Origin of the sequence: Ureibacillus sp. FSL K6-3587 (genome assembly GCF_038593165.1) — a bacterium.
Classification (GTDB): domain Bacteria; phylum Bacillota; class Bacilli; order Bacillales_A; family Planococcaceae; genus Ureibacillus; species Ureibacillus suwonensis.
Map to the genome: position 1 here is coordinate 2,284,845 of NZ_CP151969.1, position 21,137 is coordinate 2,305,981.

Here is a 21,137-nt window from a genome sequence, read left to right on the forward strand (position 1 = left end):
GAATCCCCCTTAAAAAGTTTGATAGTAATTTATTGTTAATAGAGCAAAAAGCTCTCTTTAACCTATTTGACATCTTTATATTTCGGAAGATTTTGAATATAGTAGTTTCCAAAATGCTGTTTATAGTAGTCATATACAGGAGAGAAACGTTTCTCCCAGTCTTTTTTCTCTTCTTCCGACAAATAATGGATTTGAATGCATCGGCAATCTTCAATTTCCTGCAGTTTTTGATCGTTCAATTCTTTTGCAATTTGCCATTGCCATTCTTGAACTTCTTCAAGAGTCTCTTTGATGAGTTCTTGATCTTCCGTTGATAATTTCTTCCAAAAATCATAATTGAAGAGCAGGAAATATCCTAAGTAACCGTGATCGGATATCGTCAAGTATTTTTGCAATGAATAGAAATTTTTGCTTGTGATGTTTGTCAATGTATTTTCTTGTCCTTCCACATCGCCTTTTTGCAGCGATTGAAAGACGGTGTTGAAATCGATTTTTCTTGGCAATGCATCAACAGTGCGATATTGTTCAGCCAAAATATCGCTTTGCATGATGCGCATTCGGATGCCTTTCAAATCTTTGTAATGTTCGATCGGCCGGGTGTCGTTGCTGATTTGTTTAAAACCGCTGTCCCATAAGCCGAGAACGATCAGATTATGTTGTTTCAACAGGTTCTTCAATTGATTTCCCGCCTTGCTTTCGGTGAACTCATGAACTTCCTCCATTGAATCAAAGGCGTAGGGAAGATCATAAACCGAAAGTTCAGGGACCAAGTCGGTCAGCTTTGAAATGGCAGGGGCAATCATTTGGATATTCCCGTTAAGGAGCGCATTCAATTCTTCCACATCTTTGTAAAGGGTTCCATTTGAGAAAACTTGAACTTCGATCCGGCCATTGGACCGTTCTTTAATGAGTTCGGCAAATTTACGGGCGGCCATTCCTTTCGGTGTATCCTCTCCGACAACATGGGAGAAACGGATGACAAGCCGCTCATCTTCACTCAGTTGCTCCAAATCTTCGGGATAATCATCATACTGAGTGCATGCAAGCGTTAGAAATGGAATCGCTAACAAAATACAATACATGAACACTTTTAATAAGTTTCTCATTCAAATCCTCTTTTCTAACGTTAATTTCATGTTAATTGAAAAATGAAAATTCTCAATATTATGGTGTTAATGAACATTTTGTTCTTTTTGGTATACAACAGTTATTCTGGAATAACGACTGTTATAATACATGTGCGGGTAAAAAAATAAGAGCATTTTGAGCTCTTATCAAAGAGAATAATATTTGGTTGGACGGCCGACTGTACCGTATTTTAAATCGATTTTCACTTCGCTGATACTTGCGAGATAGTCCAAATATTTTCTTACAGTGACCCTCGCCATGCCCGTAATTTGAGCCAACTGTTCAGCGGTCACCGGTTCGTTGATTTCCTTCAACTTGTCGGTGATTTGTTTCATCGTGATTTCATTAAGTCCTTTTGGAAGTTCCTTCTGTGTCTCAAAAGAAGTAGTGCCATAATATTCGTCAATGTCATCCTGTTTCAATTCGTCTTTCGTGGTCAATTTCTTTCGGGAGCGGGCGTAATTTTCCAATGCTTGTTGGAATCTCTCCAGGCGGAACGGTTTCACCAAATAATCGAAAGCTCCCAAACGCGTCAATTCTTGAACGGTTTTTGCATCTCGTGCTGCCGTAATCATAATGATGTCAACCGGGAGGCGTTCATTTCGAATTTTGTAAAATAGCTCCAGTCCGGAAATATCCGGCAAATACATATCCAAAAGGATTAAATCGGGCATTTTTTCCTTGATTTCCTGATAGGCTTGTTCACCTGATTGAGCTTCTCCGGCGAGGGAAAACCCCTTTGTTTTCATTAGAAAACTTTTGTTTACTTCGAGTACCATTGGATCATCTTCCACAATCAAGACCCGAATATCTTTCATTGTTCATTCCTCCCAACTTGTACAATCATCGTTGTTCCGACACCCACTTCCGAAAACACCTGAATCGTGCCATGATTTGATTCGACAATTTGTTTTACCAACGCCAATCCGATTCCATGGCCAGCTTTATTTTTCGTTGTAAAACCATAGTCAAAAATCCGCTCCACCGGTTTTTGAATTCCTGCTCCATTGTCCTGAACTTCGATATATAAGTAATGTTTGTCCCCTTGGATGAGGATATCCACAAACTTTTCTTCTTTTGATAGACAAGCTTCCATGGCATTATCCAGCAGATTTCCGATGATGGTGATCAAGTCGCCGCTGGAAAAACCGGTAACATAATCAAATAAGTAAGAATCGTCGCTTAAGGTGAGTTCCACCCCCAGCTCCTTCGCTCTTGAAAATTTGCCTATGAGCAATCCTTGAATGGAATAGTCTTGAATTTTGTCTTTAATTTTTTGGAAGACACTTTCTTCATCAGTAATTTCATCCAATATTAAACTGATGGCTTCCTCATTCCGGTTGAGTTGAATCAACCCCGCAATACTGTGCAGGCGGTTGAGAAATTCATGGTGTTGGGCTCGGAGGGTGTCAACAAGCGTTTTTACCCCAGTCAATTCTTCCGCTAATGTATGCGCTTCTTTCCGGTCAGTGATGACAATGAGGGAACCGGCGTTTTTATCATGAATTTTTAATGGGAAGATGCGGACCAGATACATCTGTTTAAACATTGACAGCGGCCGGTAACCATCCTGCTTTTCTATATGTTCTTCTCCTAACCAAGTATTCTGAAACACTTCTTTCAAAGTTCCTCTTTTTCCAAAAAAATGGGTATATTTTCTTGCCAAATGGTTCATATACGTAATATTGCCTTTGCCATCCGTGGCAAGAAGCCCGACGTCCATCGCCTGCATAATGGCGGAACGTTCCTCCACAATACGGGCAATTTCGGAAGGTTCCAGATTTAATGTTTGCCGTTTGATATGATTGGCGATCAATATGGATCCAACAAGACCGATCAATAATCCCCAAAATAAAGAGATGTATATATCTGATTGATACTCTTCGACTAAATGTTGCCACTTCGGAGTTATGATTCCGACGGTGATCACCCCGACTTGTCTTGTAGCCTCGGGATTCATGATCGGTACGAATGCGCGGATGGAAAAACCTTGTACCCCAAAAGCTTTTGATATGTACTCGTGTTGGGAATATGCCGCATTTTTCATTATTTCTTCGTTAATGGTTCCGATTCTGCTTTCCGATGGGTGGGAATAACGGACACCTTTCATATCGAAAATCACGATGTAGTCCACATCGGTTGCTAAACGGACCCGTTCCGCAATCGGCTGGATGACTTCAAATCCTTTTTCCGTCCCGACCGTTGTCTGAACTTCTTCCAATTGGGCGACGGTTCGGGCGATGGCGATTGCCCGTGATCCAAACTCTTTCTCAAAGGCGCCGGCAATATTGTGAATCATGATGGCCCCGCTTGTCATAATGGAAAACAGCACAATTACAAAAGAAAATAAGAACATTGTTGTACGAAGAGGCAATTTCTTTCTCATCACGTCTTTGATTGTAATAACCCCATTTTCAAGTAATTTTTGAATAATTAGAAATTCGTTTTTTTATCATTATAATATAAATGGAAGGTAGAACAATAGTAACATAATAATGGGAATAAAATGAAAACATCATTTTCTGCACAGAGAAAATGATGTTTTTTCTATTAAACGTTATATTAAGATAAAGCTTTTTTGAAACGTTCCACGCCTTCTTTGACTGTTTCAAACGGACATGCCAGGTTGATGCGGAGGTAACCGCGGCCTGCTTCGCTATATTTTGTTCCTGGCTCCAATGCCAGTTTCCCTTTATTTAAGAGACGATCCATCATTTCTTCTTCGGAAAGCCCTGTTCCACGATAGTCGATCCAAACGAGGTAAGAGGCTTGCGGGCGGATGACCCTAACGCCATCCAATTGATTTAATTCTTGTTCTAAGTATTGGATGTTTCTGGAAACGTATTGAATCATTTCATCCAGCCATTCTTCGCCTTTTTCATACACCGCTTGAACTCCCGCAGCGGCAAGGGCATTCCAATCATCCAACCCATGGGCCGCTTTGTTTCTGAGTATCGCATTTCTCAATTTTGGATTTTCCGCCACAATCATTGCCGCATGAAGCCCGGCCAGGTTGAAAGTTTTGGTTGGGGCAATGCAGGCAACAATTTTTGCCTGATCGGCACCTTCCACCGTCATTGTCGGGATGTGTTGGTGTCCGTCAAACACAATGTCTGCATGGATTTCATCGGAAATGAGCAGCACATCGTATTTGATGCATAGATAAACGAGTTTTTCCAGCGTCTCTTTTGACCAAACGACTCCTCCTGGATTATGAGGGCTGCATAACACATACGCTTTTACCCCTGATTTAAAGGCCTCTTCTAATTTATCAAAGTCATATTCGTAAATTTGGTCTTCGCTTTCCGTTAAATCGCATTCCACGACTTCCAGTTTCAGTCCTTTTGGAATGTTGAAGAACGGAGGATATACCGGAGTGGATATGCATACTTTATCTCCCGGTTCCGTGAAAGTTTCAAGAATAGTTGCAATTGCTGGAACGACCCCGCTGTGGAAAATCAACGCTTCTTTATTGATATGCCAATTGTGGCGGCGTTTGAACCATTGTTGAATGGCTTCTTTGCACGCATCGCTTATGTAGGAGTATCCAAAAATTGGATGATCCAATCGTTTTTTGATGGCGTCAATCGCCACTTGCGGAACGGCAAAGTCCATATCCGCCACCCACATTGGCAAAACATTGTCTATATCTTCCACAGCGTACTTTGCGCGATAGCGATCTTTAAATTTGTCCCATTTCAAACTGCTGGTATTTCTTCTTTCATATATTTCATCAAAGTTAAAAGTCACGATTACCACTCTTTCCTATTTAATTTTTATCTTTAAATATAATGATTATATGATATCATAAGAAGGAAAATATAGAATAATGCAAGGTGAAATTGTGGAGAACGTATTAATGAACAAAAAGGCCAAGCTCGCTTTAATGAAATGGGATCCTTTTCAAATTGGAGAAGATGCATATGAGCTTGAATCGAGCGATGTCATTCTTGCTTTGCAAGAAATCGATGATCCGACAGAGCTCGCACGGGTGATCCAAAAAGTGTACGAGCAATCCTTTGAAATCTGGATTCCTTTCGAAGATTGCGTTGAAATGGCATACCAATTGATAGCGATTAAATTTGAAGCTAAAAGTATTATATAAAAAAGTGTCTTTTGTTGTAAGAGACACTTTTAATTTTTTGTAATTTTTCAACTATTTTACAGATTCAGGAGCTCGTCAGGTATTGGGGAAATTTGGTTGAAACATATAAAGTTGGAAGTTTTTTTCAAAATAGGGTGATTCTTTGTTCCGTATACATTCATTATGTTATAATTTAACATGATATATATATGTAAGCGAAAGAAAGTAGGAACAAACATGAAAAAAAAATATAAAGTAGGTGACGTTGTAACGGGAAAGGTGACAGGGATTCAACCGTACGGAGCTTTTGTGGCATTGGATGAAGAAACGCAAGGTCTTGTACACATTTCTGAAATTACTTACGGTTACGTTCGGAACATAGAAGATTTTTTTAAAATTGGCGACGAAATTCAAGTGAAAATTCTTGATATAGATGAACGTAACGAAAAAATCAGCTTATCTACCCGTGCACTGCAAGACCCACCACAAAAGAAAGTGGAAAAGAATCCAAAGAAATCTTTACAGGAACGTTTAAATGAACAAGATGCAAATGGATTCCAAACATTGAAAGAAAAACTTCAAGATTGGATCGAAAGAGGACAATAAAAAAATCCCAAAAGCGATGGCGCTTTTGGGATTTTTTATTCTTTCATTTTTCTTAACCGGTATTGCAAGTTTTGCCTTGTCATGCCCAAGGCTTGGGCAGTTTTTGTAATATTGCCTTCGTTCATTTTTAATGCATGATGCAAATAATATTTTTCGGCCTCTTTCAAATATTCGTTTAATGGCAGCAATTCTTTGTTCGGCTGAAGGAGGAAAAAATCCGGTTTTTTGATTTTTTCATTTTGCTGCTGCAATTTAAATCGGAAATGAAGAGGCAGCATTTCATAGGTAACGTACTTTTCGTTTGTAATCATTGATGCGATTTCATCCAACAATAGTTCCAATTCTTTCAGATTTCCTGGCCAGTCGTATTCCAGAAACATTTCCATTACATCATCCGCAAGTCCCTGGATGTTTGAATTGAAACGTTCCCGGTGCCTTGAAAAGTAATCATCGACGAAAGGTTTAATGTCTTCTTTTCGTTCGCGTAATGCGGGTATAGAAATACTCATGGAAGCAAAATAATAATATAAGTCTTTGAGCAATTGTTTGTTGCTGATCAAATCAATCGGGTCTCCTCCCACACTGCCGATTAGCATATGTTTTTCCGGGGGCATCCCCTTTAACAGTTTCAGCAATTCCTTTTGATCTTCAAGGGTATAAAATTCGAGGCGCTCAAAGAAAAAGGTGTAAGATTTGTCCTGTTTTAAATATGTTTTTAATCTTTCGATTTGATTCGGCCTTCTGCTGAAAAGGGTGACAAACTCATCGTTTTTCGGCTGAAGTTCGTGATGGATTCCTTCCGCGATCAAATCCTTTCCTGTCCCGGATTCCCCGATCAGCAATACAGGGATTCGGGCACGGGCAGCTTTTTTGGCGTTTTCTTTCACGATTTGCATCGGTTCCGATATTGCTGTGATGACGTCAAAGGTCAATGGTTCTCCATATCTGCGCAGTGGCTGGTAAATCAATTTTTCCAGGGAGGTAATGTCCCGGGCGAATTCAATGGCTCCTATGAGTTTTTCACCGTCGAAAATCGGGTACGTATCATTAATAGTAGTAATTTCATGCCCATATCTGTTCCAATAGGTTTGTTTTACATTCATTTCCTTGATGCCGGTTTTTAAAACACGGAGCAGGGCACTGTCATTGGAGCGGAATGCAAAAAGTTCCAAAATGGAACGATCGGAAATATCTTCAATATCAAATCCTTCAATTTCTTTCATTTTTTGATTGTACAAAATTGTACGTCCTTCCGCGTCTACCGCATGAATGCCGACTGAAACATGTTCAACCGCGAATTCATATAGTTTTAGCAGCTGTTCATCATTGAAAGACATCGATAACACCTCAAAAAAATTTTTTACGATACTGTAATAAATATTGAAAAATGCAACAATATTTTGCATTATTATTATATACGGTTATTTAATTAGTGCAAATATTCTTTGCGCTATAAATTTTAAAGGAGGAGTAATAGTGATTCCCTACAAACATGAACCACTAACAGATTTTTCAATTGAAGAAAATCGCCAAAAGTATCTTGATGCTTTGAAAAAAGTGGAAAGTGAATTAGGTAAGGATTATCCTTTGATTGTTGGCGGAGAAAGAATAACAACGGAAGATAAAATCGTTTCTTATAATCCGGCAAATAAAACAGAAGTAGTTGGCCGCGTTTCAAAAGCGAATAAAGAAATCGCTGAAAAAGCGATGCAAATTGCGGATAAAACGTTCAATACTTGGAAAAAAGTCGATCCTGTAATCCGTGCGGAAGTTTTATTCAAAGCCGCAGCCATCGTACGTCGCCGTAAATTTGAACTGTCTGCATGGTTGACAAAAGAAGCGGCTAAGCCTTGGGTACAAGCGGATGCAGACATTGCAGAAGGTATCGATTTCTTGGAATACTATGGACGCCAAATGTTGGAGTTGGCTAAAGGAAAACCGGTGGAATCAGATCCGGGAACAATTAATAAATATGTATATATTCCATTAGGTGTCGGTGTTGTCATTTCACCATGGAACTTCCCGTTTGCCATCATGGTGGGAACAACAGTGGCAGCGATGGTTACCGGCAATACAGTGCTATTAAAACCGGCTTCCACAACGCCAATCATTGCTTATAAGTTTATGGAAATTCTTGAAGAAGCGGGTATGCCTCCAGGTGTCGTAAACTACATTCCGGGCCCTGGTTCAGAAGTGGGCGATTATTTGGTGGATCACCCTCGTACACGCTTCATCAGTTTTACAGGTTCCCGCGATGTGGGTATTCGCATCAACCAGCGCGCTGCAGCCGTTAATGAAGGCCAAATTTGGCTCAAACGCGTGATTGCGGAAATGGGCGGTAAAGATTCAATCGTTGTGGATGATGCGGAAAACGCGGATTTGGAATTGGCGGCACAATCCATCGTGGCGAGCGCTTTCGGATTCAGCGGCCAAAAATGTTCCGCATGCTCCCGCGCCATCATTGTAGGCGACGAAGCGTACAATAAAGTGGTTGAACGTGTTGCGGAATTGACAAATGAACTTATTGTGGGCGATCCTGCAAACGTGGAAACATATGTAAACCCTGTTATCGATGCAGGTGCATTCAAGAAAATCACTGAGTATATTGAAATCGGTAAAAAAGAAGGCCGCTTAGTTGCTGGCGGACAATATGATGATTCGAAAGGTTATTTCATCCATCCGACAGTATTTGCTGATGTGGATCCAAACGCTCGCATCATGCAGGAAGAAATCTTTGGTCCGGTTCTTGCAATGACGAAAGCGAAAGATTTTGATGAAGCGATTGAAATCGCAAACAACACGGTTTATGGATTGACAGGCGCTGTCATTTCAAATAATCGCTTCCATTTGCAAAAAGCTGCGGAAGACTTCCATGTAGGTAACTTGTATTTCAACCGTGGATGTACAGCAGCCATCGTCGGTTATCAGCCATTTGGAGGATTCAACATGTCAGGTACAGACTCCAAAGCCGGCGGTCCGGATTACTTGCTTCTTCATATGCAAGCCAAAACCCTTTCTGAAACATTGTAATAAAAACAACAAGAGGCTGGGACAAAACTAGCTTCAAAATAGGAAAAAGGAGAATTTGAGCCAACTCAAATTCTCCTTTTTCCATTTCTCTCCATTATTTTTGGTCAGTTGATCTTTGTTGGCCGTGTATTTCCGTAAATTCACGGCCATTAAGGCAATCCCCATTTCATTTTCCACCTTCGATTTTCCTCGGACGGAAAATCGAGTGAAACGCAAATTAGCCTTCAAGAATCCAAAAACTGGTTCTACGTCCATTTTACGTTGACGGAAAATAGAACCTGCTTTTTCTTCTGAAAGCTTCGCTCTTACATATTCTTTTTGTCGTTCCCATTTTTCATTCACCATGACCTTTCGGTGATTGCCTTCCTTTGCTTTTGTGCATGATGAACGAAATGGACATCCTGAACAGTTTTCACATTCATAGATTTTCAATTCTCGTTTGAAACCAGTCTTATCTGTACGTACAGAACGATAACGGAAGGTTACTCGCTGCTGATTTGGACAAATGTAGGTATCACTTTCTTCGTCGTACATCCAATTGTCTGGATGAAATGGATTTTGTTTATATTTCTTCTTTTGTTCTTTCTCATACATGGTATATGGAATGAGTGCCTCACATTTTCGATTCGAAAGGATGTCTTCATAGTTTTGTTCACTACCATAACCAGCATCTGCGACAATATACTTTGGCAACGGAAAATAATCCTTTTCTATCTTATTCAAGAACGGAATTAATGTACGTGTATCAGTAGGATTTGGAAAGATGCTATAAGCTAGTGCGTATTGACCTTCTGTTGCGATTTGTACATTGTATCCAGCTTTCAATTGACCGTTTTTCATATAGTCGTCTTTCATTCGCATGAACGTCGCATCTTGATCTGTTTTGGAATAACTGTTCCGTTCCCCCAAGATGTCCAAGTCTTTTTGGTATTTTTGTTTTCGTAGAATGAAGTCTATTAATTGTTTGTACGCTTGTTTTGGATATTTTCGTTCGCTTCTTAATGCTTTTCGTTCTGTGGCATCGGGCGATGTTTCTATCTTTTGGTCATATTCCTTAATGACTTCATCGACTTGTTGCACCATTTGAGCGAGTTCTTCTACGGACAATTCCCCATCACTTTCCCGCTCCATTTCAGGGATGATTTCCTTCTCTAACAGTTCGTTGTAGAGCTGATTGGATTTTTCAATTAAGCTTTTGTTGTATTTTTCAATGGATTTTTTCCACACAAAAGTAAATCGGTTGGCATTCGCTTCAATCTTTGTACCGTCAATGAAAATTGCTTCTTGATCAATTAATTTTTCTTCCACCAGTTGGCAACGGAATTGGACAAAACATTGACGAATTAATTCTTTTACTTCCGGATGCACACGAAAACGATTGATCGTCCGATAACTTGGTTCATATCCTTGTGCCAACCACATCATCCGAATACTGTCCTTTAAAAGGGCTTCAATTTTCCGACCTGAAAAGACTGATTGGGAATAAGCACACAAAATAATTTTTAGCATCATGCGTGGATGATAAGCAGGACAACCTGTATTTCGAAGAAACGGCTGAAAGGCTTCATCGGGGATACTTTCAACTAAATGGTGAATGTGGAAGGCAATATCATTTTCTTGTAATTTTATTTCTAAATCTAGAGGCAAAACTAATTGATTCATGTTATAATATTTGAACATAAGGACACTTCCTTTGATAAAATTTTTTGGGGTAGATACTTAAATTTTATCAGAAGATGTCCTTATTTTTATTAAAAAAATAGTAATAGCCCATGAAATTTCATTCCAAAATTTCATGGGCTGTTTCCATTTTAGAGGGGGTTTTGTCCCAGCCTCTTTATTTTTTTGAAAAATGTATTCTAAATGAAAAATAGGGTAAATAAATTAATGAATGACTTATATAATAAAATGGTTGTACCAATGGAAGGACATTATTAAAATGGGAATTGCCTAGTACCATTAACATGTTTTGTGACAAATATGTTAATATGAAAGTAAGGATTGTTCTTAAAAAAATAATAAATAATTGAGTTAAAAGAGGCGAGTAGGTATGGCTGAAAATGTTAATCTTCTAACTTCTACGCAGGAAGTGATTAAAGAGGCATTATACAGGCTTGGATATGATGAAGCGATGTATGAATTATTGAAAGAACCGCTTCGCGTGTTGAAGGTGCGCATCCCGGTAAAAATGGATGATGGGACAACAAAAGTATTTACCGGCTACCGCGCCCAACATTCCGATGCTGTGGGGCCAACAAAAGGGGGTATACGTTTCCATCCGGATGTAACTGAAGATGAAGTGAAAGCGCTTTCTATGTGGATGACATTAAAATGCGGGATTGTTGATTTGCCGTATGGCGGAGGAAAAGGCGGTATCGTTTGCGATCCTCGGCAAATGTCCATGGGGGAACTTGAACGATTGAGCCGCGGTTATGTCCGTGCAATCAGCCAAATTGTCGGTCCGACGAAGGATATCCCGGCTCCGGATGTATTTACGAATGCGCAAATCATGGCTTGGATGATGGACGAGTATAGCCGGATTGACGAATTCAATTCCCCTGGATTCATCACAGGAAAACCGATTGTTTTAGGTGGTTCACAAGGACGCGACCGGGCAACGGCAGAAGGGGTAACCATTGTCATTCAGGAAGCGGCGAAAAAGCGAGGAATTGATATCAAAGATGCCCGGGTAGTCATTCAAGGATTCGGAAATGCCGGCGGTTTCTTGGCGAAATTCATGAGCGACTTGGGTGCAAAAGTCATTGGGATTTCCGATGCTTACGGCGCCTTATACGATCCGGACGGTCTGGATATCGATCATCTGCTTGATCGCAGAGACAGCTTTGGTACCGTAACAACACTGTTTGAGAATACCATCACGAATAAAGAATTGCTGGAATTGGACTGCGACATACTTGTTCCGGCGGCAATCGAAAACCAAATTACCGCTGAAAATGCACCAAATATTAAAGCGAAAATTGTTGTGGAAGCGGCCAATGGTCCAACGACGACAGAAGCTACAAAAATCCTTACTGAACGCGGCATTTTATTGGTGCCGGATGTATTGGCATCCGCAGGCGGCGTAACTGTTTCCTACTTCGAATGGGTTCAAAATAACCAAGGCTACTATTGGTCCGCTGAAGAAGTGAAAGAAAAATTGCGCGAAAGAATGGTGAACGCCTTCGAAAATGTTTATCAAACAGCACAGAGCCGAAATATTGATATGCGGCTTGCCGCTTACATGGTTGGTGTTCGCCGCACAGCCGAAGCCTGCCGATTCCGCGGCTGGGTATAATGAACAATTGAATCGGAATCAGATGAGCTTCTAACAGTTTGTAACACCATTTTTCTTTGATGAAAAATGGTGTTATTCGCTTATTTTTGGTGGAATTTCAATTGATACTTTTGCAAAAAAGGAGAGAGGTTGGATGAACAGCTTTACGTTTAAAAATCCGGTTCGTTTATATTTTGGGAAAGGGGAGCTCCGCCAATTAAAAAAAGAGTTGCCGAGGTACGGACGAAATATCCTTTTGGTATATGGCGGCGGAAGCATAAAAAGAAATGGGATCTATGAGGAAGTCATTTCAATTTTGAATGAACTTGATTTAAACGTCTTTGAGTTAGGCGGTGTGGAACCAAATCCAAGAGTGGAAACAGCAAGGAAAGGCATCGAGATTTGCAAACGGGAATCCATCGATTTTGTCCTTGCAGTCGGCGGAGGTTCCGTCATTGATTGTTCGAAACTGATTGTCGCCGGAGCCAAGCTTGAGGAAGACCCGTGGAAAATCGTCACAAATCAAGTACCAGTGAAGGATGCATTGCCGCTGGGGACGGTGTTGACGCTGGCTGCAACCGGTTCGGAAATGAACGCCAATTCCGTTATTACGAATGGAGCAACAAAAGAAAAATACGGCTGGTCAAGCGGCAAGGTGTTTCCAAAATTCTCGATACTCGATCCAACTTATACAATGACGGTGCCGAAAGACCAAACGGTGTATGGCATTGTCGATATGATGTCCCATGTATTCGAACAATATTTCCATGATGCGGAAAATACATTAATCATGGACGAACTGTGTGAAGGGGTGCTCAGAACCGTAATTGAAACGGCACCGAAGTTGGTGGAGGATTTGGAAAACTATGAATTGCGGGAGACGATTTTGCTTTCCGGAACAATCGCCTTGAATGGAATGCTCTCAATGGGTTCGGAAGGGGATTGGGCAACCCATGAAATTGAACATGCTGTTTCAGCCGTTTATGATATTCCCCATGGCGGCGGACTTGCCATCCTGTTCCCGAACTGGATGAAACATGTCATGCATGTCAATCCCGCCCGTTTTGCCCGCCTTGCAACAAAAGTATTTCAGGTGGATCCTTCAAATAAATCTGATGAAGAAATTGCATTGGAAGGCATTGAGCGTCTGAAAGCATTTTGGACAACTCTAGGAGCCCCAAGCCGGTTGAAAGATTACGGCATTGATGATTCGAAGCTGGATGTTTTAGTGGGAAAAGCGATGGCGAACGGTCCGATTGGCACCTTTAAAGTGCTTGATGAAGAAGATGTCAGGGAAATTTTTAGAATGTCCCTATAAAATAGCGGCAGGCTGTCCGAAGGCGGAAAGTTTTCGGGACAGCCTTTTTGTGCGATAAAAATCCGATCCATCATGATGAGTCGACTTATTAATCTTGCCTTTTTATTCATTTGGCGAACCTTCTGAATTCAAATGATGGTTCCATTCGGAGATATCGTCATCTTTATCGAAGGAAAGGGTCACTTTTGTAACGCCTTTTTGGGCTAAAATTAATTCGACCAAGTGATCCCGGACTTGATCCAAATATTCAAGGGAGAGCTTCGGATCTGTCTCTGCGATGAGTTCTACATGAAGGAATTCCCCTTCTTTTACGACTTCGAGCCGTTCAATATCTTTCACATGGGGATCTTTCATCACCAAGTTTCCGATATGAATCAGCATCTCTTCGTCAGTTTCGCCGATCGCGCCGCGGGCATTATCAAGAAATACCTTTCCAACCACAAAGAACATCATCCCTCCGATGATTATGGATACTAAACCTTCCAATTCATGAAAGCCCGTGTAATAGGCGATAATGATGGCTAAAAATGCAAGCACATTACCTGAGGTTGCGACGGCATCTTCCATCCATACCAGTTTGGTCGCGGGTTTTGCCCGTTTTAGATATGCGACCGATTTTGGTATTGCTGTAAAGATCGACGCTGATTGTCCCACTTCATGTAAAATTTCCTTCGCCGCTTTTTGTAAAACAAAGCCTTCTAAAATCGTACCCAACAATAATACTCCAAGAGGAAGCAGGATTTCTCCCGATTGTTCGTTCGGATGCAAGAAATGATGCAATCCTTCTTTCACCGTTTCATATGAAAGAATGGCAACGACGATCACCGCTCCCAAACAAACGAGGTTTACGACCCGGCCAAATCCGTTTGGAAACTGTTTTGTCGGCGCTTTTTTCGATAAAGCCGAGCCGATAAAAACGAAAAATTGGTTTGCTGCATCTCCCAACGAGTGCATCATTTCCGCAAACATTGCTACATTTCCGGTAAAAAAATAAGCGACCCCTTTGATGCTTCCCAATAATAAATTGACAATAGCCGCAGATAATGACGGTTTATTTCCGTTTTTCAGTAGTTTGATAATTTCTTTCATTGATTTCCTCCGAATGTTTTATGATAAAATTTCAATTTCGATTTTTTGGATATAGGGCAGAGCCTGGAAGGTGTCAAAAACCGTATAAGTATTTTCCTTTAATAAAGTAGAAAAACGGATCACTACATCGTAATTAAGATTATCGCCTGTGATTCGAATATTATCAATAACCATTTCCTGATCTTCCATGAACTTCAATAAATCCTCGATATTTTCCTTTTTTGGAATGCGGGCTTTCAAGTAAAGTTCACGCATCCGGATGCGCTTTGGCCCAATTTTCATCAGGAACGGTGCAACCACTTTAATCCCGACAACAACGATTATTACCGTAGTTACCGCTTCTAAATAAAATCCTGCGCCAACAGCAATTCCAATTCCGGCTGCTCCCCAGATAATTGCCGCGGTTGTTAAACCGGTAATGCTGTCATTTCCTCTTCTTAATATCACACCAGCACCTAAAAAGCCGATACCGCTGACGATTTGGGCTGCGAGTCTAAGAGGGTCCATGGTGATGTTGATTTCATCCCGGGGAGGGGTGCTATATGCAGTATCAATCGAAATGATTGTTAATAAACAGCTGAAAGTGGAAATCACTAAACAGGTTTTTAATCCTACGGGCTTTTTCTTTAATTCTCTCTCGATTCCAATAATTAAACTTAATAGAGCGGCAATCGCCAATTTCAGAAGGTCTTCGTGCCGTATCACCATGCTTAAAGTATGCATTGTTCATTCCCCCTTTTTTATTGCACAGAATGGTGAACCATGTGAAAATAAAATAATGACAAAATGAATATCAGGAGAAAATTAAAATGGAAAAGCCACCTATCCACCCGTTTATCCCTATTATCATCGGTGTGATTTCAATATCATTTTCGGCGATTTTTGTTAAACTTGCAGAAGCCGAGTCGGGAGCAATCGCTTTTTACCGGATGCTTTTTTCTGTGTTGATCATCGCCCCGGCTTTTTTTAAAAATCATGTACATGAATTAAAAATGTTATATCAAAGAGACTGGTTGTTTTCAATCATTGCCGGCATTTTTTTGGCATTTCATTTCATTTTGTGGTTTGAATCATTGCGGTACACATCCGTTGCCAGTTCGACGGTTCTTGTTACGATGCAGCCGTTGTTTGCTTTTGCGGGAACCTATTTATTTTTCAAAGAGCGCCTCACCATGCAAGCCATTTTATCCGGAATTATCGCAATCTTGGGGAGCTTTTTAATCAGTTGGGGAGATTTTAATATCAGCGGCAGCGCCTTGTTTGGAGATCTGCTGGCACTTATTGCTTGCGTTTTGGTAACGGGATATTTTTTATTTGGACAAGAGGTAAGGAAAAGAATTTCTTTAATTACATATACGATGGTTGTGTACTCGATTAGTACAATATGTTTGTTTTTCTATGTATTATTGAAAGGGGAATCATTTGGACCATATCCTTTTTCGACATGGATTTGGTTTTTGCTCCTTGCAATTCTTCCGAATCTGTTGGGGCATTCATTATTTAACTGGTCCATCAAATGGGTCAGTGCCAATGTCATCTCAATCGCTATATTATTTGAACCTATAGGTGCGTCCATCTTGGCACTCTTTATTTTTGGAGAAAAATTGATTGCAACACAAATTATCGGTGGAATTATTGTTATTATTGGTATTATGTTGTTTGTGCTTGATATTAAGGCATTAAGAAATTTTTTCAGAAAAAGTAATTGACTTTTTCTGAAATCTAATTTACACTATAACATGTCCTTAACGGATATGAATTTTTTAATAACAGCTTAGAAAAAACTTGTTGACATCGAGAAATAAAAGTTTTATGATATAAAAGCTGTTTCAAAAATGAAAGTTTGATGAACCTTGAAAACTGAACACCGAAACGTTAATGTTATAAATTTTTCAATTCGTTGACCCTCGTTGACGGATTGGATACGGACAAAAGTTTGAGCTAATCAACTTTTCTTTTTATGGAGAGTTTGATCCTGGCTCAGGACGAACGCTGGCGGCGTGCCTAATACATGCAAGTCGAGCGAACCAATTAGAAAGCTTGCTTTTTAATTGGTTAGCGGCGGACGGGTGAGTAACACGTGGGTAACCTGCCCTATAGACCGGGATAACTCGCGGAAACGCGTGCTAATACCGGATAACACACCGAAGCGCATGCTTCGGGGTTGAAAGATGGTTCTGCTATCACTATAGGATGGGCCCGCGGCGCATTAGCTAGTTGGTGGGGTAACGGCCTACCAAGGCGACGATGCGTAGCCGACCTGAGAGGGTGATCGGCCACACTGGGACTGAGACACGGCCCAGACTCCTACGGGAGGCAGCAGTAGGGAATCTTCCACAATGGGCGAAAGCCTGATGGAGCAACGCCGCGTGAGCGAAGAAGGTCTTCGGATCGTAAAGCTCTGTTGTAAGGGAAGAACAAGCGCAGCAGTCACTGGCTGCGCCCTGACGGTACCTTACTAGAAAGCCACGGCTAACTACGTGCCAGCAGCCGCGGTAATACGTAGGTGGCAAGCGTTGTCCGGAATTATTGGGCGTAAAGCGCGCGCAGGCGGTCTCTTAAGTCTGATGTGAAAGCCCCCGGCTCAACCGGGGAGGGTCATTGGAAACTGGGAGACTTGAGTGCAGGAGAGGGAAGCGGAATTCCATGTGTAGCGGTGAAATGCGTAGAGATATGGAGGAACACCAGTGGCGAAGGCGGCTTCCTGGCCTGTAACTGACGCTGAGGCGCGAAAGCGTGGGGAGCAAACAGGATTAGATACCCTGGTAGTCCACGCCGTAAACGATGAGTGCTAGGTGTTAGGGGGTTTCCGCCCCTTAGTGCTGCAGCTAACGCATTAAGCACTCCGCCTGGGGAGTACGGTCGCAAGACTGAAACTCAAAGGAATTGACGGGGGCCCGCACAAGCGGTGGAGCATGTGGTTTAATTCGAAGCAACGCGAAGAACCTTACCAGGTCTTGACATCCCGCTGACCGCCATGGAGACATGGCCTTCCCTTCGGGGACAGCGGTGACAGGTGGTGCATGGTTGTCGTCAGCTCGTGTCGTGAGATGTTGGGTTAAGTCCCGCAACGAGCGCAACCCTTGTCCTTAGTTGCCATCATTCAGTTGGGCACTCTAAGGAGACTGCCGTACAAATACGGAGGAAGGTGGGGATGACGTCAAATCATCATGCCCCTTATGACCTGGGCTACACACGTGCTACAATGGGTGGTACAAAGGGCGGCAAACCCGCGAGGGGGAGCGAATCCCAAAAAGCCACTCTCAGTTCGGATTGCAGGCTGCAACTCGCCTGCATGAAGCCGGAATCGCTAGTAATCGCGGATCAGCATGCCGCGGTGAATACGTTCCCGGGCCTTGTACACACCGCCCGTCACACCACGAGAGTCTGTAACACCCGAAGTCGGTGAGGTAACCCTCCGGGAGCCAGCCGCCGAAGGTGGGACAGATGATTGGGGTGAAGTCGTAACAAGGTAGCCGTATCGGAAGGTGCGGCTGGATCACCTCCTTTCTAAGGATATAAACGGAAAACATTAACGTTTTGGGTTCAGTTTTGAAGGTTCATGCCTTCAATCAAGAGTTTTGTTCTTTGAAAACTGGATAAACGACATTGAAAGCAAGAAATTTACTGTAAGCTCTTAATTTTTAGGTTAAGTTAGTAAGGGCGCACGGTGGATGCCTTGGCACTAGGAGCCGATGAAGGACGGGACTAACACCGATATGCTTCGGGGAGCTGTAAGTAAGCTTTGATCCGGAGATTTCCGAATGGGGCAACCCACTGCTCGTAATGGAGCAGTATCTTAACGTGAATTCATAGCGTTAAGAGGGCACACCCAGGGAACTGAAACATCTAAGTACCTGGAGGAGAAGAAAGAAACATCGATTCCCTGAGTAGCGGCGAGCGAAACGGGAACAGCCCAAACCAAGAGGCTTGCCTCTTGGGGTTGTAGGACACTCTATACGGAGTTACAAAAGGATGGGTTAGACGAACCGTTCTGGAAAGGACGGCCGTAGAAGGTAACAGCCCTGTAGTCGAAAATCCATCCTCTCCAGAGTGGATCCTGAGTACGGCGGAACACGTGAAATTCCGTCGGAATCCGGGAGGACCATCTCCCAAGGCTAAATACTCCCTAGTGACCGATAGTGAACCAGTACCGTGAGGGAAAGGTGAAAAGCACCCCGGGAGGGGAGTGAAAGAGAACCTGAAACCGTGTGCCTACAAGTAGTCAGAGCCCGTTAACGGGTGATGGCGTGCCTTTTGTAGAATGAACCGGCGAGTTACGATTACGTGCAAGGTTAAGTCGAGGAGACGGAGCCGCAGCGAAAGCGAGTCTGAATAGGGCGAAAGAGTACGTGGTCGTAGACCCGAAACCAGGTGATCTACCCATGTCCAGGGTGAAGGTGAGGTAACACTCACTGGAGGCCCGAACCCACGCACGTTGAAAAGTGCGGGGATGAGGTGTGGGTAGCGGAGAAATTCCAATCGAACTTGGAGATAGCTGGTTCTCTCCGAAATAGCTTTAGGGCTAGCCTCGCGTAACGAATACTGGAGGTAGAGCACTGTTTGGACTAGGGGCCCACCTCGGGTTACCGAATTCAGACAAACTCCGAATGCCAGCTATTTAGACGCGGGAGTCAGACTACGAGTGATAAGATCCGTGGTCAAGAGGGAAACAGCCCAGACCACCAGCTAAGGTCCCAAAGTAACCGTTAAGTGGAAAAGGATGTGGCGTTGCTTAGACAACCAGGATGTTGGCTTAGAAGCAGCCATCATTTAAAGAGTGCGTAATAGCTCACTGGTCGAGTGACGCTGCGCCGAAAATGTATCGGGGCTAAACGGTTCACCGAAGCTGTGGATTCGTGCTTCGCACGAGTGGTAGGAGAGCGTTCTAAGTGCGCAGAAGTCAGACCGGAAGGACTGGTGGAGCGCTTAGAAGTGAGAATGCCGGTATGAGTAGCGAAAGATGGGTGAGAATCCCATCCACCGAATGACTAAGGTTTCCTGAGGAAGGCTCGTCCGCTCAGGGTTAGTCGGGACCTAAGCCGAGGCCGAAAGGCGTAGGCGATGGACAACAGGTTGATATTCCTGTACCACCTCCCCGCCGTTTGAGCAATGGGGGGACGCAGGAGGATAGGGAAAGCACGCCGTTGGTCGCGCGTGTCCAAGCCGCAAGGCGGGGAAGTAGGCAAATCCGCTTCCCGTAACGCCAAGCGGTGATGGGGAGCCTCTTTGGAGGCGAAGTTCCTGATTTCACACTGCCAAGAAAAGCCTCTAGCGAGGCGGGAGGTGCCCGTACCGCAAACCGACACAGGTAGTCGAGGAGAGAATCCTAAGGTGAGCGAGAGAACTCTCGTTAAGGAACTCGGCAAAATGACCCCGTAACTTCGGGAGAAGGGGTGCTCATTGGGGTGCAAGCCCCGATGAGCCGCAGTGAATAGGCCCAGGCGACTGTTTATCAAAAACACAGGTCTCTGCAAAACCGCAAGGTGACGTATAGGGGCTGACGCCTGCCCGGTGCTGGAAGGTTAAGAGGAGGAGTTAGCGCAAGCGAAGCTCCGAATTGAAGCCCCAGTAAACGGCGGCCGTAACTATAACGGTCCTAAGGTAGCGAAATTCCTTGTCGGGTAAGTTCCGACCCGCACGAAAGGCGTAACGATCTGGGCACTGTCTCAACGAGAGACTCGGTGAAATTATAGTACCTGTGAAGATGCAGGTTACCCGCGACAGGACGGAAAGACCCCGTGGAGCTTTACTGTAACCTGATATTGAATTTCGGTGCAACTTGTACAGGATAGGTAGGAGCCGTAGAAGGGGGAGCGCCAGCTTCCCTGGAGGCGCCCTTGGGATACTACCCTGGTTGTACTGAAATTCTAACCCGCAAGCCTGATCGGCTTGGGAGACAGTGTCAGGTGGACAGTTTGACTGGGGCGGTCGCCTCCCAAAAGGTAACGGAGGCGCCCAAAGGTTCCCTCAGAATGGTTGGAAATCATTCGCAGAGTGTAAAGGCATAAGGGAGCTTGACTGCGAGACCTACAAGTCGAGCAGGGTCGAAAGACGGGCTTAGTGATCCGGTGGTTCCGCATGGAAGGGCCATCGCTCAACGGATAAAAGCTACCCCGGGGATAACAGGCTTATCTCCCCCAAGAGTCCACATCGACGGGGAGGTTTGGCACCTCGATGTCGGCTCATCGCATCCTGGGGCTGTAGTCGGTCCCAAGGGTTGGGCTGTTCGCCCATTAAAGCGGTACGCGAGCTGGGTTCAGAACGTCGTGAGACAGTTCGGTCCCTATCCGTCGTGGGCGCAGGAAATTTGAGAGGAGCTGTCCTTAGTACGAGAGGACCGGGATGGACACACCGCTGGTGTACCAGTTGTCTTGCCAAAGGCACAGCTGGGTAGCTATGTGTGGACGGGATAAGTGCTGAAAGCATCTAAGCATGAAGCCCCCCTCAAGATGAGATTTCCCATTGCATAAGCAAGTAAGATCCCTCAAAGACGATGAGGTAGATAGGTCCGAGGTGGAAGCACGGTGACGTGTGGAGCTGACGGATACTAATCGATCGAGGACTTAACCAAAAGAAAAGCTTTCAATGCCGTTATCCAGTTTTGA

Annotated in this window: 14 protein-coding genes and 2 rRNA genes; 8 read left to right on the plus strand and 8 right to left on the minus strand. The window is 43.3% G+C overall.

Annotation, left to right across the window (positions count from 1 at the left end; genetic code table 11):
* Positions 1 to 62: 62 nt before the first annotated feature.
* The 4 genes from NSS77_RS11265 to NSS77_RS11280 all read right to left on the minus strand — a co-directional run bounded on the left by NSS77_RS11265 (position 63) and on the right by NSS77_RS11280 (position 4,878).
* Positions 63 to 1,106, minus strand: coding sequence for a DctP family TRAP transporter solute-binding subunit (locus NSS77_RS11265; RefSeq protein ID WP_342468845.1), 1,044 nt, complete (start codon positions 1,104 to 1,106; stop codon positions 63 to 65).
* Positions 1,107 to 1,274: 168 nt separating this feature from the next.
* Entirely contained in the window at positions 1,275 to 1,946 is a 672-nt protein-coding gene (locus NSS77_RS11270) for a response regulator (RefSeq protein ID WP_342468846.1), read from the minus strand.
* On the minus strand, positions 1,943 to 3,502 hold the full coding sequence (locus NSS77_RS11275; RefSeq protein ID WP_342468847.1) for a sensor histidine kinase: 1,560 nt from the start codon (positions 3,500 to 3,502) through the stop codon (positions 1,943 to 1,945). Before NSS77_RS11275 ends, NSS77_RS11270 begins: the two co-directional genes overlap by 4 nt.
* Positions 3,503 to 3,690: 188 nt before the next feature.
* The gene (locus NSS77_RS11280; RefSeq protein WP_342468848.1) at positions 3,691 to 4,878 is read right to left on the minus strand and encodes a MalY/PatB family protein; all 1,188 of its coding nucleotides are present in this window, start codon (positions 4,876 to 4,878) and stop codon (positions 3,691 to 3,693) included.
* Positions 4,879 to 4,972: 94 nt separating this feature from the next.
* Here NSS77_RS11280 and NSS77_RS11285 point away from each other — a divergent pair, with 94 nt between their 5' ends.
* Positions 4,973 to 5,233: a DUF1871 family protein gene (locus tag NSS77_RS11285; RefSeq protein WP_342471263.1), complete on the plus strand. Its 261-nt coding sequence runs from the start codon at positions 4,973 to 4,975 to the stop codon at positions 5,231 to 5,233.
* A 216-nt stretch (positions 5,234 to 5,449) separates the two neighbouring features.
* Positions 5,450 to 5,818, plus strand: a complete 369-nt coding sequence (gene yugI, locus NSS77_RS11290) for a S1 domain-containing post-transcriptional regulator GSP13 (protein ID WP_342468849.1) — start codon at positions 5,450 to 5,452, stop codon at positions 5,816 to 5,818.
* Positions 5,819 to 5,853: 35 nt separating this feature from the next.
* Here the strand turns inward: yugI and NSS77_RS11295 are convergent, their stop codons facing one another.
* The gene (locus NSS77_RS11295) at positions 5,854 to 7,155 is read right to left on the minus strand and encodes a PAS domain S-box protein (RefSeq protein WP_342468850.1); all 1,302 of its coding nucleotides are present in this window, start codon (positions 7,153 to 7,155) and stop codon (positions 5,854 to 5,856) included.
* A gap of 136 nt (positions 7,156 to 7,291) precedes the next feature.
* On the opposite strand from NSS77_RS11295, the gene pruA reads away from it, so the two are divergent.
* The gene (gene pruA, locus NSS77_RS11300) at positions 7,292 to 8,848 is read left to right on the plus strand and encodes an L-glutamate gamma-semialdehyde dehydrogenase (RefSeq protein WP_342471264.1); all 1,557 of its coding nucleotides are present in this window, start codon (positions 7,292 to 7,294) and stop codon (positions 8,846 to 8,848) included.
* Between the two features lie 33 nt (positions 8,849 to 8,881).
* On the opposite strand, the gene NSS77_RS11305 is transcribed toward pruA, so the two are convergent.
* On the minus strand, positions 8,882 to 10,528 hold the full coding sequence (locus NSS77_RS11305) for an IS1182 family transposase (RefSeq protein WP_342468490.1): 1,647 nt from the start codon (positions 10,526 to 10,528) through the stop codon (positions 8,882 to 8,884).
* 370 nt (positions 10,529 to 10,898) lie between these two features.
* Between NSS77_RS11305 and NSS77_RS11310 the strand changes: the two genes are divergently transcribed.
* Positions 10,899 to 12,143: a Glu/Leu/Phe/Val dehydrogenase gene (locus tag NSS77_RS11310; protein ID WP_342468851.1), complete on the plus strand. Its 1,245-nt coding sequence runs from the start codon at positions 10,899 to 10,901 to the stop codon at positions 12,141 to 12,143.
* 133 nt (positions 12,144 to 12,276) lie between these two features.
* Positions 12,277 to 13,440, plus strand: a complete 1,164-nt coding sequence (locus tag NSS77_RS11315; RefSeq protein ID WP_342468852.1) for an iron-containing alcohol dehydrogenase — start codon at positions 12,277 to 12,279, stop codon at positions 13,438 to 13,440.
* 102 nt (positions 13,441 to 13,542) lie between these two features.
* On the opposite strand, the gene NSS77_RS11320 is transcribed toward NSS77_RS11315, so the two are convergent.
* Both NSS77_RS11320 and NSS77_RS11325 read right to left on the minus strand, forming a co-directional pair.
* A complete protein-coding gene (locus NSS77_RS11320) occupies positions 13,543 to 14,529 on the minus strand; it encodes a cation diffusion facilitator family transporter (RefSeq protein WP_342468853.1) in 987 nt (328 codons plus the stop codon).
* 18 nt (positions 14,530 to 14,547) lie between these two features.
* Complete coding sequence (locus tag NSS77_RS11325) at positions 14,548 to 15,252, minus strand: MgtC/SapB family protein (RefSeq protein WP_342468854.1); 705 nt, start codon at positions 15,250 to 15,252, stop codon at positions 14,548 to 14,550.
* A gap of 86 nt (positions 15,253 to 15,338) precedes the next feature.
* On the opposite strand from NSS77_RS11325, the gene NSS77_RS11330 reads away from it, so the two are divergent.
* The 3 genes from NSS77_RS11330 to NSS77_RS11340 all read left to right on the plus strand — a co-directional run bounded on the left by NSS77_RS11330 (position 15,339) and on the right by NSS77_RS11340 (position 21,103).
* Positions 15,339 to 16,238: a DMT family transporter gene (locus NSS77_RS11330; RefSeq protein ID WP_342468855.1), complete on the plus strand. Its 900-nt coding sequence runs from the start codon at positions 15,339 to 15,341 to the stop codon at positions 16,236 to 16,238.
* Between the two features lie 248 nt (positions 16,239 to 16,486).
* Positions 16,487 to 18,039: ribosomal RNA gene (locus NSS77_RS11335) — 16S ribosomal RNA — on the plus strand.
* A 137-nt stretch (positions 18,040 to 18,176) separates the two neighbouring features.
* Positions 18,177 to 21,103 (plus strand): 23S ribosomal RNA (locus tag NSS77_RS11340).
* Together the 16S and 23S rRNA genes form the textbook arrangement of a ribosomal RNA operon.
* Positions 21,104 to 21,137: the final 34 nt, after the last annotated feature.

Bases quoted from the DNA above. Each gene is read 5' to 3' on its own strand.
- NSS77_RS11270 (WP_342468846.1), bottom strand. From the start codon at position 1,946: ATGAAAGATATTCGGGTCTTGATTGTGGAAGATGATCCAATGGTACTC.
- NSS77_RS11320 (WP_342468853.1), bottom strand. From the start codon at position 14,529: ATGAAAGAAATTATCAAACTACTGAAAAACGGAAATAAACCGTCATTA.
- NSS77_RS11265 (WP_342468845.1), bottom strand. From the start codon at position 1,106: ATGAGAAACTTATTAAAAGTGTTCATGTATTGTATTTTGTTAGCGATT.
- NSS77_RS11330 (WP_342468855.1), top strand. From the start codon at position 15,339: ATGGAAAAGCCACCTATCCACCCGTTTATCCCTATTATCATCGGTGTG.
- NSS77_RS11295 (WP_342468850.1), bottom strand. From the start codon at position 7,155: ATGTCTTTCAATGATGAACAGCTGCTAAAACTATATGAATTCGCGGTT.
- NSS77_RS11305 (WP_342468490.1), bottom strand. From the start codon at position 10,528: ATGTTCAAATATTATAACATGAATCAATTAGTTTTGCCTCTAGATTTA.
- NSS77_RS11310 (WP_342468851.1), top strand. From the start codon at position 10,899: ATGGCTGAAAATGTTAATCTTCTAACTTCTACGCAGGAAGTGATTAAA.
- yugI (WP_342468849.1), top strand. From the start codon at position 5,450: ATGAAAAAAAAATATAAAGTAGGTGACGTTGTAACGGGAAAGGTGACA.
- NSS77_RS11325 (WP_342468854.1), bottom strand. From the start codon at position 15,252: ATGCATACTTTAAGCATGGTGATACGGCACGAAGACCTTCTGAAATTG.
- NSS77_RS11315 (WP_342468852.1), top strand. From the start codon at position 12,277: ATGAACAGCTTTACGTTTAAAAATCCGGTTCGTTTATATTTTGGGAAA.